The organism is Streptomyces sp. NA04227 (genome assembly GCF_013364195.1).
Classification (GTDB): Bacteria; Actinomycetota; Actinomycetes; order Streptomycetales; family Streptomycetaceae; genus Streptomyces.
The window spans coordinates 2145009-2159122 of sequence record NZ_CP054918.1 but is presented as its reverse complement, the minus strand read 5'-3'; the positions used below and the strand labels follow the sequence as shown (position 1 = coordinate 2159122).

Below are 14114 nucleotides of genomic sequence, written 5' to 3'. Positions count from 1 at the left end.
TGGGCATTCTTCGCATGTGGTGACCTTGGATGTACGGCCTCAGCTGCTTGAAGCGCTCTGCGAACTGCGGGAACGCGTCGCAGCGGTGCGTTTTCCGCTGCCTCTGCCCGGCGCGCCGAGAGCCCGTGCCAACCGGGACGAGCTGCTCGCGCAACTCGACGACTACCTCGTACCCCGACTCCGCGCGCCCGAGGCGCCGTTGCTCGCCGTCGTCGGCGGCTCCACCGGGGCGGGCAAGTCGACGCTGGTCAACTCGCTCGTGGGCAGGCGCGTCAGCCAGGCGGGGGTACTCCGCCCGACGACCCGCACCCCGGTGCTCGTCTGCCACCCAGACGACCACCACTGGTTCAGCAGCCTGCGCGTGCTGCCCGACCTGACCAGGGTGTGGGTGCCGCAGCAGGAGGTGCCGACCGGTGCCGAGGCCGGTGCCGGGCACGGACTGGCTGGCCCCGGCGAGGACGGCCGCCCCGCCGCGGGCGGCTTCGGCGGACGGCTCCCGGCGGGCGGATACGGACTCTCCGGCCTCGCCGACCTCCTCGACGCCGAGGGCGGCCCGGCCGGGAACGAGGACGACCGCGTCCTGCGCGTGGAGACCGCCGCCACCCTGCCGCGCGGGCTCGCGCTCCTGGACGCCCCCGACATCGACTCGCTGGTCGCCCACAACCGCGTACTGGCCGCCGAGTTGATCTGCGCCGCCGACATCTGGGTCATGGTCACCACCGCCGCTCGCTACGCGGACGCCGTCCCCTGGCATCTGCTGCGCAGCGCCAAGGAGCACGACGCGACCATCGTCACCGTGCTCGACCGGGTGCCCCACCAGGTGCTCGCCGAGGTCTCCCGCCAGTACGGCGCTCTGCTCGACCGGGCCGGACTGGCGGACATCCCCCGGTTCACCGTGCCCGAACTGCCCGAATCCGCGGGCAACGGGGGCCTGTTGCCGGGCACCGCGGTCGCCCCGCTGCGCGCCTGGCTCGCCCACCGGGCCGAGGACCCGCACGCGCGACAGCAGGCACTCGCCCGTACCGCCAAGGGCGCCATCGACTCCCTCGCCGCGCGGATGCCCGAACTCGCCTCGGCAGTCGCCGCCCAGTACGCCGCCGCCCTGCGCCTGACCGGAGCCGTCGAGGACGCCTACGAACGCGAACTCGCCCGCGTACGCGAGCGCGTGGAGGAAGGCGCGGTCCTCGCGGGAGGCGCCCTCAAACGGTGGCAGAGCTACCCCGTCGACTGCGAGCCCGCCGAACTCCTCGACGCGGTGGTCGAGAGCCTCGGCACCGTCCTGCTCTGCGCGGTGACCGCGGCCGACGAGCGGATCGCGGACGCCTGGCAGGACGAACCCGCCGCGGGCGCCGCCGGGTTGACGGTGCGCGACCCCGACCCGGCGGGCGCCGAGCACCGCATCGGCCTGGCCGTACGGCGCTGGCGCAGGGTCGTCGAGGAGTACGCCGATGAGGAGGTGCGGCTGCTCGACAAGGGCACCGCCCCCGACTCCGAGACCGTCGCCGCGCTGCTCGCGACCGGACTGCTCGGCGGCCGTCGCGCCCGCTCGGCGGGGGAGACGCTCGCCGAGCGGATCGGCGCGCTCGCCGCCCTGCGCCTGCGCGACCGCGGGACCGCGCTGCTCACGGAGTACGTCGACAAGGTCCTGCACTCCGAACGCGAGCGCCGTCTCGCCCCCCTCGACGCCCTCGACGTACGCCCCGAGCCCCAGGCCGGGCTGATCGCCGCACTGTCCGTACTGCAGAAGGAGAGGTGAACCGCGGTGACAGCCCTGACGGATCACCAGGAGCGCCCCGACCACCAGGACCGCCCTGACCACCAGGACCGCCCCGAACACGGCGACCGCCACGTCGACGGCCCCCGCCCCCACGACCGCACCACGAGCCCCGAGGAACACCACGAAGGGCTGTGGGCGTACGAGGACTCGGGTGAGGGCGAGGTTGAGGCCGAGAGGGAGAGGGAGGGGGCGTCCGGGCATGAGCGCGAGCGTGAGCGCGGCCACGGGCACGAATACGAGGACGGGTACGGATACGAGTACGAAGACGAGTACGGGTATGAGGGTGAGTACGAGGCGGAGGCGGAGCTTGAGCCTTCGGCGCCCTTGGACCTTGCACACGTAGGGGGTCAGGAGTCGCAGGAACCGGTGATCGCGGCGGTGACTGCTCACCCTGAGGCGACCGAGGAGTCTCAAGAGCCCGAGAGGCCTGAGGAGCCCGGGGTCGCAACGGAGCCTGTGGGAGCCGAAGTTGAGGACAGCCCCGGACTCGGCGACTCCAGAGTCGACAGGCTGGGAGACGACGGGCCCGGAAACGACGGCCCCGGAGACGAAAAGCTCAGCGACGCCGCCCCCGAGGCGGATGCCCGCACCCCCGCTCCCGTCCCCGTGCCCTCCAACACCATTACCGACACCGACACCCCCAAGGTCACCCCTCTCAGCGACAACAAGCCCAGGCGCGACCACCTGACGGACGACAACGCCAGGCACGACACGACCCAGCACGGCACCCCCCAGCACGACAGGACCCGGCACGACAAGACCCCGCCCGAAGCCGCCCCGCGCCCTGCGCACAGCGCCCGCCAACACCCCGGCAAGAGCGCGCTGTTCGGCCCCTTCGGTGAGTACCGGCCGCTCGGGAACGCCACTACGGACGACACCGACCGTGGCAGTGGCAGTGAACGTGACCGTGACCGGAACGAGGGGGGCGGGACGTCCCGGCGGGACGAGGTGTCCGAGGCGGTGGCCGATGTGGTCGGCGAGGCGGTTACCGAGGAAGTGGCTGAGCCCGAAGTGGCGCCTGTGGCCTCCGCGCCGGATGCGGACAGCGACCCGTTGGACGTATGGGACGACGGGCTGATCGCGCGGCGTACGCCGGAGGGTGGCGACGAGGGCGGGGCCGCGGGCAGTGGCGGCGGGTTGCGTGGACGTGAGGGCAACGGGCTTGCCTATACAGGAGAGTTGATGGGACGCCTGGAGGCGATGCGGGAGCTCGTGGGGCTGTCCCGGGCCCGGCTGGACGCGGATCAGCTGGGGGAGGCGGTGCGGGTCCTTGAGGAGTCCGACGCGCGGCGGCGGCTGTCCGGCGAGCACACCGTGGTCGCCGTGGCGGGGGCCACCGGCAGCGGCAAGTCGGCACTCTTCAACGCCCTCGCCGGGGTGAACATCTCCGAGACCGGTGTCCGCAGGCCGACAACCGCCCTGCCGTTGGCGTGCAGTTGGGGCGAGGGCGGCGGTCAGCTCCTGGACCGGCTGGGCATTCCGGCCCGGCTGCGCCGCAAGCCGGTACAGGGCCCGGACGCCGAAGTCCTGTGCGGACTCGTCCTGGTAGACCTGCCCGACCACGACTCCGCCGCACCGGAACACCGTGAACAGGTGGACAGGGTCCTGGAGTTGGTGGATGCCGTGATCTGGGTCGTCGACCCGGAGAAGTACGCGGACGCCATGCTCCACGAGCGCTATCTGCGCCCGATGGCCGGGCACGCCGAGGTCACCTTCGTCGTCCTCAACCAGGTCGACCGGCTGCCGGGGGAGAGCGCGGACCTGGTCCTCGACGATCTGCGGCGGCTGCTCGACGAGGACGGCGTCGCGCTCGGCGAGCACGGGGAGGCGGGGGCCGCGGTCCTCGCGGTCTCGGCGCTCTCCGGTACCGGGATCGGTGAACTGCGCGACTGCCTGGGGCAGTTGGTACGGGAACGGGAGGCGGCGGCGCGGCGGGTGGCCGCGGACCTGGACGCGGCGGCCGCCGGACTGCGGCCCATGTACGAGCCTGGTCCGGGCGTCGGACTGAGCGAGGAGACCCGTGAGGAGTTCGGCGCGCTGCTCGCCGACTCCGTGGGCGCCCACGCGGCGGGGCAGACGGCCGAGCGTGCCTGGCGCCGCAACGCGGGCCGGGCCTGCGGCACCCCGTGGCTCAGGCTCTGGCAGTGGGCAAGGAGCCGTCAGGCGCCGCCGGCCGAGGAGAGCACCCCGGATCCGGCCGAGGCGGAGGCCACCGCGCGGCAGCGCGTCGAGCAGGCCGTACGCACGCTGTCGGACCAGGCGTCCCAAGGGCTTCCGGCGCCCTGGGCGCAGGCCGTGCGCGAGGCGGCCGCACGCGGGGCGGACGGTATGCCCGAGGCGCTCGACCAGTTGAGCGCGGCGAGCGCCGAGCCCGAGGGCGCCCCGCCCAGGCCGGGCTGGTGGCCCGCCGCGGTGCTCGCACAAGCCGCGATGACATTGCTCCAAGTCGTGGGCGCGCTCTGGCTGTTGGCCCAGATCGCCCAGGTGTGCCCGCCCAATCTGGGGGTGCCCGCGCTGCTGATGGTCGTCGGTATCGCCACCGGGCCGTGCGTCGAGTGGATCTGCCGGATCGCCGCCCGGGGACCGGCCCGCAGATACGGGGCGGAGGCGGAGCGGCGGCTGCGGGAGGCGGCCGCGGCCTGCGGCCGGGCGCGGGTGCTCGACCCGGTGGCCGCCGAACTGCTGCGTTACCGGGAGGTGCGGGAGCAGTACGCACGAGCCGCCGGAAAGGTTCCCAGCGGCACGGTTCCACCCTCACGGGTGGGCGAGTTGTCCACAACCCGGCGGTAGTCCACAGCCCCCAGCGGGCCCCTTCTTGTCGAGGCAGTCTGTGCACAGAGCGCGGACGGAGCCGGACGGGAAGGGGCCCGTCGTCGTCCGCGGGCGTCACCGGCGTACCGGTGGCGCTGTTCGAGGGAGGACAGGACATGAACGAGACCTATGTGAGCGTCACCGGGAACGTCGCGACGGCGCCGGTGCACAGGGAGATGCCGACCGGCCCGGTCACACGCTTCAGGCTCGCGGTCACAGCCCGGCACATGGACCGCACCAAGGGCGCCTGGGTCGACGGCCACACGAACTTCTTCACCGTCTGGGCCTGGCGTTCGCTCGGGGTCAACACGGCGGCCTCGCTGTCCGTGGGTGAACCCGTCGTGGTGCAGGGCAAGTTGAAGGTGCGACGCGACGAACGCGGGGGCCAGCACTGGTCCTCGGCGGACATCGAGGCAACCGCCATCGGCCACGATCTGTCGCGCGGCACCGCCGCCTTCCGCCGGGTGAAGTCGGAACAGGCGCCGGGAGCGCATTCCTGGCAGGAGCCGCCCCCCGGCCCTTCCTGGCAGGAAACACCGTCCCCGGCCTGGCAGGAGCCGCACTCCGCGCAACCCTGGCCGGAGCAACCGCCCGCACCCGCGCGGACACCGGTACCGGCCGGCGCGCCTGCCGGGCCAGGCCTGGCGGACGGGCAAGTCGAAGGTACGACAGGGGAGTTGACGGCACATCCGATGGCGGCGCCACCGGACCCGGACTTCACGGTGGCGGCTCCGCAGTACCAGGAACCCGCGGCGGTTACATGACAGGCGCGGTCAGGGGTACTCCTGAGCGTCGCGCCGTCGATTCACGAGAATTACCGGAAGGGGCAATTCCAGATTTACGGAAGGAAATATTCCGTGCGATAGGTGCGATCCGTGCCATCCGTGCGAAGAGGTCGTCAATCGGGCGGTGAGCGGGGGCTGTTGAGTCCATGGCTTTGTCGATAAGGCCAGCTCGGCACACCTGCCTGCGGTAACGATTGCGATTCGGATCGGTTGTGTCAGGTCAAGAGCGGGCAAGGGTCGGAGCCCCGCTCCTAGGATGCCGGAAGAGGTTCACGGGGCAGCTGATTCTGCTGGTGGGTATGACCAGCCCGAGCCAAGGGCGCCCACCTGGAGGGGAATTCTGTGTTTTCTGCGTTCTCGGCGGCATGCGCACAACCCGGCACGAACGGCGCCACGCCGTGCGTCGAGGCTCCCCGGCGCCCCGCTCGCAGAGTCACGGCCGTGTTCACCGCCGCGATTGTGGCGGGAGGCGCGGTGGCCGCCGGTGCGGGCGCCGCGGCGGCGCAGGAGGACCCGCAGAACCACGGCGGAGCCACCGCGAGCCTCGGTGGTCTGCGGACGCACGGTGACGCCGTCGTCCGGGCGGACGGACGCCAACAGCGCATATCCGCCGGACTGTTCGAGATGGTGGTGGACAACGGCGGTTCCCTGCTCACCTACTGCGTCGACCTGCACAACCCGACGCAGAAGGACGCCAAGTACCAGGAGACCGCCTGGAGCGGCACCTCGCTGCACGCCAACCGGAACTCCGGAAAGATCCGCTGGATCCTGCAGAACTCCTATCCGCAGGTGAACGATCTCGGTGCGCTGGCGAAGAAGGCCGGTGCCCGGAGCCTGACGGAGGAGGACGCGGCGGCCGGTACGCAGGTCGCGATCTGGCGCTACTCCGACGGCGCCGACGTCACGGCCACCGATCCGGACGCCGAGAAGCTCGCCGACTACCTTCAGCGCAAGGCGCGGGGGCTCGCCGAGCCGAAGGCCTCGCTCGCCCTGGAGGGTGCCGCGGTCTCGGGGCAGCCCGGGGACCGGCTCGGGCCCGTGACCGTACGTACCAACGCGGACAGTGTGAGCGTGATGCCGCCCGCCGACTCCGCGGCCAGCGGGGTGCGGGTCGTCGACGGGCGCGGCAAGGAGGTGACCTCGGCGCGCGACGGCAGCAAGCTGTACCTCGACGTGCCGAAGGACGCCATGGACGGCAGTACGGCACTCACCGTGCAGGCGTCCACGACGGTGCCCGTGGGGCGTGCGTTCACCTCGGAGACCCGTAGCCAGACCCAGATACTCGCGGGGTCGAGCGAGTCGACCGTCAGCGCGACGGCCACCGTCGGCTGGGCCTCATCGGGCGCGGTCCCGGCGTTGTCGGCGCGCAAGAACTGCGCGAGCGGCGGCGTCGACATCACCGCGGTCAACAAGGGGGACGAGGACTTCACCTTCGCGCTGATGGGCTTCAAGTACGTGATCGAAGCCGGGAAGTCGCAGACCGTGACGGTCCCGCTCCAGGAGGACCAGGCCTACGACTTCACCGTCACCGGCCCGAACGGCCTCGCCAAGCGCTTCAAGGGCGTCCTGGACTGCAAGACCCAGGGCGTCGTGCCGCCCGACGACACCACGACCCAGCTCGCCTCCGGCCCCGAACCGGCCTCGGTCGGCGGCACCGCCCTGGACACCGACCTGGCGGACTCGGGGAGTTCCAACTCCACCCCGATGATCGCGGGCGTCGCGGTCGCGCTTGTGGTCCTCGGCGGCGCTGCGGTCTTCCTCGTACGCAAGAGGAAGCCGGAGTCCGAGGGCTCGGCCGAGGACTGAGCCTCCCGGCCGCGGCCCGCTACCCGCCCGCCCCGTACGCGAGTCGACGATTCGCGTGCAGGGCCGGGCGGTACGGCACCACAGCCAGACGCGGAAGGGTCACCCAGCGGCACTGGATTGTCACTTGCCGTAAGGGTGCCGCCTTCCGTGGCGGCATCGAAGTTGGTGTGCCGCTGCCCCCTACCAGGCGGTTTCCCCCGCAGGTGGCCGGTACGGCAGTATGGAGTCCGTCTGCCTTCATACGGCGGAGTCGCTCATGACACTGCAGGAAACAAGCTGCCGGACGGTTTCTCTTGGCTGAGTTCATTTACACCATGCGCAAGGCGCGTAAAGCGCACGGCGACAAGGTGATCCTCGACGATGTCACCCTGAACTTCCTGCCAGGCGCCAAGATCGGCGTCGTGGGACCCAACGGTGCCGGTAAGTCCACGGTCCTCAAGATCATGGCGGGTCTTGAGCACCCGTCGAACGGTGACGCCTTCCTCTCCCCGGGCTACACCGTCGGCATCCTGCTCCAGGAGCCTCCGCTCGACGAGAGCAAGACCGTCCTCGGGAACGTCGAAGAGGGCGTCGCCGAGATCAAGGGCAAGCTCGACCGGTTCAACGAGATCGCCGAGCAAATGGCGACCGAGTACACCGACGCGCTGATGGAGGAGATGGGCAAGCTCCAGGAGGAGCTCGACCACGCCGAGGCCTGGGAGCTGGACGGAAAGCTCGAACAGGCCATGGACGCGCTCGGCTGCCCGCCCGGCGACTGGGCCGTCACCAAGCTCTCCGGTGGTGAGCGCCGCCGCGTCGCGCTGTGCAAGCTGCTGCTCGAACAGCCCGACCTGCTGCTCCTCGACGAGCCCACCAACCACCTCGACGCCGAGTCGGTGAACTGGCTCGAGCAGCACCTCGCGCGCTACCCGGGCACCGTCGTGGCCATCACCCACGACCGGTACTTCCTGGACAACGTCGCCGAGTGGATCCTCGAACTCGACCGCGGCCGCGCCTACCCGTACGAGGGCAACTACTCCACGTACCTGGAGACCAAGCAGACCCGTCTCAAGGTCGAGGGCGCGAAGGACGCCAAGCGCGCCAAGCGGCTCAAGGAAGAGCTGGAGTGGGTCCGCTCCAACGCCAAGGGGCGGCAGGCCAAGTCCAAGGCGCGACTGGCCCGTTACGAGGAGATGGCGGCCGAGGCCGAGAAGATGCGGAAGCTGGACTTCGAGGAGATCCAGATTCCGCCGGGCCCCCGGCTCGGCAATGTGGTCGTCGAGGTCGAGAACCTCAGCAAGGCGTTCGGCGACAAGGTCCTCGTCGACGACCTCAGCTTCTCGCTGCCGCGCAACGGCATCGTCGGCGTCATCGGCCCCAACGGCGCGGGCAAGACCACGCTGTTCAAGATGATCCAGGGCCTGGAGGAGCCGGACTCCGGCACCATCAAGGTCGGCGACACGGTCAAGATCAGCTACGTCGACCAGAGCCGCGAGAACATCGACCCGAAGAAGACGCTGTGGGCGGTCGTCTCCGACGAACTCGACTACATCAACGTCGGCCAGGTCGAAATGCCCTCCCGCGCGTACGTCAGCGCCTTCGGCTTCAAGGGCCCGGACCAGCAGAAGCCCGCGGGTGTGCTCTCCGGCGGTGAGCGCAACCGCCTGAACCTGGCGCTCACCCTCAAGCTCGGCGGCAACCTGCTGCTCCTCGACGAGCCGACGAACGACCTCGACGTGGAGACCCTGTCCTCGCTGGAGAACGCTCTGCTCGACTTCCCGGGCTGCGCCGTGGTCGTCTCCCACGACCGCTGGTTCCTGGACCGGGTGGCGACGCACATCCTCGCCTACGAGGGCGACTCCAAGTGGTTCTGGTTCGAGGGCAACTTCGAGTCGTACGAGAAGAACAAGATCGAGCGGCTCGGTCCGGACGCGGCCCGTCCGCACCGTGCCACCTACAAGAAGCTGACCCGGGGCTGAGTGTCCGTGGCTCGTCACCTTTACCGTTGCCCGTTGCGCTGGTCGGACATGGACGCGTTCGGCCACGTCAACAACGTCGTGTTCCTCCGCTATCTGGAGGAGGCCCGCATCGACTTCATGTTCCGGCTGGCGCCGGGCAACGGTTCCGAGTCGTTCTCCGGCGGTTCCGTCGTCGCCCGCCACGAGATCGACTACCGGCGTCCGCTGGTGCACCGGCACGAGCCCGTGGTCGTCGAGTCCTGGGTCACCAGGATCTCGGCGGCCTCGCTCACCATCGCGTACGAGATCAAGGACCGTGCGGACGAGGACCTGCCGGACTCCGACGAGCCGAACACGGTCTATGTCCGGGCCTCCACGGTCGTGGTCCCCTTCGACTTCAGCAGGCAGCGTCCCCGCCGGATCACCGACGAGGAGCGCTTCTTCCTGGAGAAGTACCTGGACGACTCGGGCGACGGCGTGGGAGCACGCGTCGCATGACGGCCCTGGGGCCCCTGGTGCACTTCCCCGATGCCGGGGAGGCGGCGGATCTCGCCGCCTTCCTGGCACGGCTGCTGCACTACGACCGGGGCGCGGCGGTCCGCCTCAAGGCCACCGGCACCACCATGGCCGTCTTCGGCCGCCCGCCCAGCTTCCAGGTGCTCGCGATCCGCACCGCCCGGCTCGCGAAGCCGTACGAGCACGGCCTCGAAGCCGCCCTCGACATCACGGCCTCCGCCGGTGAACTCCTGGAGCACATCGACGAACAGGCTGCCACCGCACTCGTCCCGCACCCGGTCACCGGCCCCGGCTGGGCCGGGATCCTGCCGCCGCGGGGCGGCTGGCGGGAGCTGGAGGGGCTGCCTCCGGCCGAGTCGCTGCGTACGGCCGTCGCCGAGGTCGTCGCCGAATTCCGGTCCCGCACCGAGCGGTTGGCGCCCGCACAGCGCACCCGCGAGGAACTCGACCGGATCGGCCAGGACATCTGGTCCCGCCCCCTCGGCGACACCCCGCTGCCGCTGCGCGCCGCGCACGCCGCACACTCACTCGGCTTCCTGCGCCCCGCACCCACCGAGCACGCGGACTCCCGCCTCGCGCTGCTCGCGGCCGGTCCCTGGCTGCGACTGCGCACCGCCCACGGTTCGGTGGCGGTCCGCCGGTCCGGGGCAGGGCAGTTGAACGTGATGCCGGTACGAGGGACCGGGCCGCAGGCCTGAACCGGAGCGACGCCGACGCGACGTCGACGCAGTGCGGACGCGGCGCCCATGACAGACGAAACGGCGGTGACACAGCGCGCTGTGTCACCGCCGGATTCGGTTGACGTATGAGCTCAGTCGGCGGTGTTCACCATCGACGCGGCGGCGTAGGTCAGGTACTTCCAGAGGGTCTGCTCCAGCTCCTCCGACAGGCCCAGTTCGTCCACCGCCGTACGCATGTGCCTGAGCCAGGCATCGTGCGCGGCGCGGTCGACGACGAACGGTGCGTGACGCATCCGCAGCCGCGGGTGGCCGCGCTGCTCGCTGTACGTGGTCGGACCACCCCAGTACTGCATCAGGAACAGGACGAGGCGCTCCTCCGCCGGGCCGAGGTCCTCCTCCGGGTACATCGGGCGGAGCACCGGGTCCTCGGCAACTCCCTGGTAGAAACGGTGCACCAGGCGCCGGAAAGTCTCCTCGCCGCCGACCTGCTCGTAGAAGGTCTGCTCCTGAAGCGTGCCGCGCGGAATCTCATTCACACCGTCCATGGTCTCAGATGGGCCGTACGAGGACCCCGGACCTAGGGCCTCTCGTTTGGATCTTGCCGGGGGGCGCGGGGTCTGGCACGCACATCTGCGGCGTTGTCGTCAATCGCCGACGCTCCGCGTCGACTCAATCCTCCGCCTTGCAGCTGCACGCACCAGACCCCGCTCGGGTCGAACGCAAGGAACCGTCGACCAGACCGACCAGATCCAAACGAAAGGCCCTAGGACTTCCCCCATTTTCCGGACCGCGCTCCGCGACCGGCGCCGCCCGGGGTCTCGCGTCCCGCCCGCCGTCGCCGCACAGTGGAGGCATGGGCAGGTACGGACCACAGGCCCCCGGTACGCAGCCGTACGCGCGGTACCTGGCCGACGAGGAACTGGAGGCGGCCGCTCCCGGGATCCGCGCCGAGATGGTGCGGGGCATCGAGTCGAGCGGGGCCTTCGAGGGCGGCGAGGAGTGGCGCCGGATCTTCGAGGCCGTACCGCGTCATGTCTTCGTGCCCTGGTACTACGTCGGCGCCGACGACGGGTTCGAGCGGCTGTGGGGCGAGGACTCCGACCCGGACCGGCGGGCCCGCTGGCTGCGCGGGGCCTACGCGGACGGGGCGCTGGCCACCCGGGTACGCGACGGGGAGCTGCTCTCCTCCGCGAGCCAGCCCTCGCTGATGGCACGCATGCTCACCGAACTGCGGGTGCGCGACGGGGACCGGGTCCTGGAGATCGGCACCGGCACCGGGTACAACGCCGCCCTGCTCTCGGCCCGGGTCGGCCAGGAGCGGGTCACCACCGTCGATCTGGACCAGGAGCTGACCGAGTCCGCGCGCGGCCATCTCCGGGCGGCGGGCTGGGCACCGACCGTGGTGACCGGCGACGGCTTCCTCGGCTGCCCGGAACGCGCCCCCTACGACCGGGTCATCGCCACCTGCTCGCTGGCCGCCATCCCGCCGGCCTGGCCGGCGCAGTGCGCGCCCGGGGCACGGATCGTCTCGCCGGTGGCGACCGGCCTCGCCGCCCTCGACGTCCTTGGCCCCGGCCGGGCGGAGGGACGCTTCCTGGCGACCCCCGCGTACTTCGTGCCGCTGCGCGGGCCCGGGCGCCCCGACGAGAGCGCACCGCCCGCCGGGGTGCCCGCGCGCCTCCTCGCCGACGAAGGCTTCCACTTCTTCGCCCAGCTCAGCGCGGGCGCCCTCGACCCCGAGGAGGCGATGGCCGTCTGGGAGGCGGAGCGCGCGCCCTCCCGCGACCGCTTCGGCCTCACCGTGGACGGCGAGCAGCAGTGGGCCTGGCTGGACGATCCGGAGGGGCCGTACACCTGGCGGCTGTGAAGAGCCCTGTGTGGGGCGGCGGTTGGGCCGTCGGCGAACGCCGAAGGGCCACGGCCCGGCGAAGATCCGCCGCGGCCATGGCCCTTCGGTTGTTGGTGTTCTTGTCGCTGTCGCCGTCGCGGTTGCTTCGGGATCAGCCCCGGCGCACGGTGATCGTCGTCCACGCCCCCACGTGCACCCGGTCCCCGTCCGTGAGCGGGACCGGCACGAAGGGCTGGATCGGCTCCTCGCCGCCGTTGACCGTGGTGCCGTTGGTGGAGTTCTGGTCGACGACCGCCCACGACCCGTCCGGCTGCTGGACGAGCATCGCGTGCTGGTGCGAGACGCCCGGGTCCTCCGGCGGTACGGACAGGTCGATGTCCGGAGTATCACCGGTGGAGTGGCGGCGGCGGCCGATGGTGAGCTGGTTGCCGGTGAGCGGACGCTGCTGCTCGGGGGAGTACGCGGGCAGGTTGAGCCCCGAGGCCTCCGGACCCGAGCGCTGCATCATCGCCATGAAGTACTCGCGGTCGGGGCCGATCGTGACCGTCCAGCTGTCCGGCTGCGCGTACGACTGCGGCGGCTGCGTTCCGGGCGCACCGGCCTGACCGTTCCAGCCCTCCGGCCCGGGGCCACCGCCGTTCGCGGGAGCCGAGGGCGGCGACAGCACCCAGTCGTCCTCGTTCGCGAACGACTGGCCGGGCGGCGGTGGTCCGGCCGGACCACCCTGCGGCGGCGCACCCGCTCCGGGCGGCGCGAACGGCGCACCCGGTCCGGGCTGCTGCTGGAAGGCATGCGGGGCTCCGGGGCCCTGCGGTCCGCCGGGGCCACCAGGACCGCCGGGGCCACCAGGTCCCTGCGGGCCACCGGGCCCACCGAGTCCGGGACCCTGCGGTCCGCCCGGTCCTTCGTTGCCGGGGCCCTGCGGCCCACCGGGACCGGGACCGCCCGGACCACCAAGTCCACCGGGACCGCCGGGCCCACCCGGACCGGGGAAGCCACCGGGTCCACCGGGACCGTGCGGGCCACCGGGCCCCTGAGGCCCACCGGGCCCACCAAATCCATCAGGTCCGCCGGGGCCACCGTGCCCCTGCGGCCCACCCGGACCGCCGGGACCACCAGGCCCACCGTGACCGGGAAACCCTCCGGGCGCCCCAGGCCCACCGGGACCGCCGGGCCCACCCGGACCGGGGAAACCATCAGGTCCACCAGGCCCCTGCGGTCCGCCCATCGGGCCGGGACCACCCGGACCCTGCGGCACCGGACCCGGCCCACCCGGCTGCTCACCGAAGGGCGGCGGCCCGCCGTGGATCTGCTCGGCGGGACGATTCATCTGCGACGGGCGGGAGCCCTGGTAGTCGTACGAGTCCTGGCCGGGCGGCGGCGCCTGCTGCGGGAACGGGTGCCCCTGGTGCGGGCCACCGGGACCGCCGGGACCACCCGGGCCGCCGGGACCGGGGCCACCGGGACCCGAGCCGGGCAGCGGCGCGCTCGGGGCCGCGGGCGTGTACGAAGTGGCCGTATTGGTCAGGAAGTTCCAGCGGCATTCCTCGCAGAACGGCGCACCACCCTCGCGGGGCGTGCGGCACTGCGGGCACAACTGAGGTTCGCCGGGCAGATCCGGTACGGCCGACAGGTGCCGGTCACCGGCGCCGGGCGGCGGGCCGCCCATTCCCGGCGGCGGTGGCGGACCTCCCATGCCGGGGGGCGGCGGCGGGCCGCCCGCACCGGGCGGAGGTGGCGGGCCACCAGGGCCGCCCTGCTGCGGATATCCGTAACCCGCGCCGGGCGGGGGCGGTGGCGGCGCCCAGTTGTCCCGGTTGTCGAAGGGCCCGGGCTGCTGCCCTGCGGGCGGCGGGGGCGGCGGCACGGCTCCGGCCATGCGGTGACCGCAGACCTCGCACCAGTCGTCGGAGACCGACTGGTGTCCGTTCGGGCAGGTCGGCATGGTGGTGC

Annotated in this window: 10 protein-coding genes; 8 read left to right on the top strand and 2 right to left on the bottom strand. The window is 71.9% G+C overall.

The genetic code is table 11. From position 1 onward, the window contains the following. Positions 1-16 precede the first annotated feature (16 nt). The 7 genes from HUT18_RS08940 to HUT18_RS08910 all read left to right on the top strand — a co-directional run bounded on the left by HUT18_RS08940 (position 17) and on the right by HUT18_RS08910 (position 10330). The gene (locus tag HUT18_RS08940) at positions 17-1756 is read left to right on the top strand and encodes a dynamin family protein (RefSeq protein ID WP_176099364.1); all 1740 of its coding nucleotides are present in this window, start codon (positions 17-19) and stop codon (positions 1754-1756) included. A gap of 1017 nt (positions 1757-2773) precedes the next feature. Beyond that, a complete protein-coding gene (locus HUT18_RS08935; protein WP_254878954.1) occupies positions 2774-4567 on the top strand; it encodes a YfjP family GTPase in 1794 nt (597 codons plus the stop codon). 137 nt (positions 4568-4704) lie between these two features. Beyond that, complete coding sequence (locus HUT18_RS08930) at positions 4705-5352, top strand: single-stranded DNA-binding protein (RefSeq protein ID WP_176099362.1); 648 nt, start codon at positions 4705-4707, stop codon at positions 5350-5352. A gap of 462 nt (positions 5353-5814) precedes the next feature. Next, positions 5815-7179 (top strand): Cys-Gln thioester bond-forming surface protein, encoded by a 1365-nt coding sequence (locus HUT18_RS08925; RefSeq protein WP_254878490.1) that lies wholly within the window; start codon positions 5815-5817, stop codon positions 7177-7179. Between the two features lie 293 nt (positions 7180-7472). Then, complete coding sequence (gene ettA, locus HUT18_RS08920) at positions 7473-9137, top strand: energy-dependent translational throttle protein EttA (protein WP_176099359.1); 1665 nt, start codon at positions 7473-7475, stop codon at positions 9135-9137. Between the two features lie 6 nt (positions 9138-9143). Next, a complete protein-coding gene (locus tag HUT18_RS08915) occupies positions 9144-9614 on the top strand; it encodes a thioesterase family protein (RefSeq protein ID WP_176099357.1) in 471 nt (156 codons plus the stop codon). After that, complete coding sequence (locus tag HUT18_RS08910) at positions 9611-10330, top strand: hypothetical protein (RefSeq protein ID WP_176099355.1); 720 nt, start codon at positions 9611-9613, stop codon at positions 10328-10330. The genes HUT18_RS08915 and HUT18_RS08910 overlap by 4 nt, the downstream gene beginning before the upstream one ends. A 113-nt stretch (positions 10331-10443) precedes the next feature. Here HUT18_RS08910 and HUT18_RS08905 read toward each other — a convergent pair whose 3' ends face one another. Beyond that, entirely contained in the window at positions 10444-10857 is a 414-nt protein-coding gene (locus HUT18_RS08905; RefSeq protein ID WP_176099353.1) for a globin, read from the bottom strand. A 407-nt stretch (positions 10858-11264) separates the two neighbouring features. Here HUT18_RS08905 and HUT18_RS08900 point away from each other — a divergent pair, with 407 nt between their 5' ends. Then, positions 11265-12179, top strand: coding sequence for a methyltransferase domain-containing protein (locus HUT18_RS08900; protein WP_254878953.1), 915 nt, complete (start codon positions 11265-11267; stop codon positions 12177-12179). 133 nt (positions 12180-12312) lie between these two features. On the opposite strand, the gene HUT18_RS08895 is transcribed toward HUT18_RS08900, so the two are convergent. Then, entirely contained in the window at positions 12313-14106 is a 1794-nt protein-coding gene (locus HUT18_RS08895; RefSeq protein ID WP_176099350.1) for an FHA domain-containing protein, read from the bottom strand. Positions 14107-14114 lie beyond the last annotated feature (8 nt).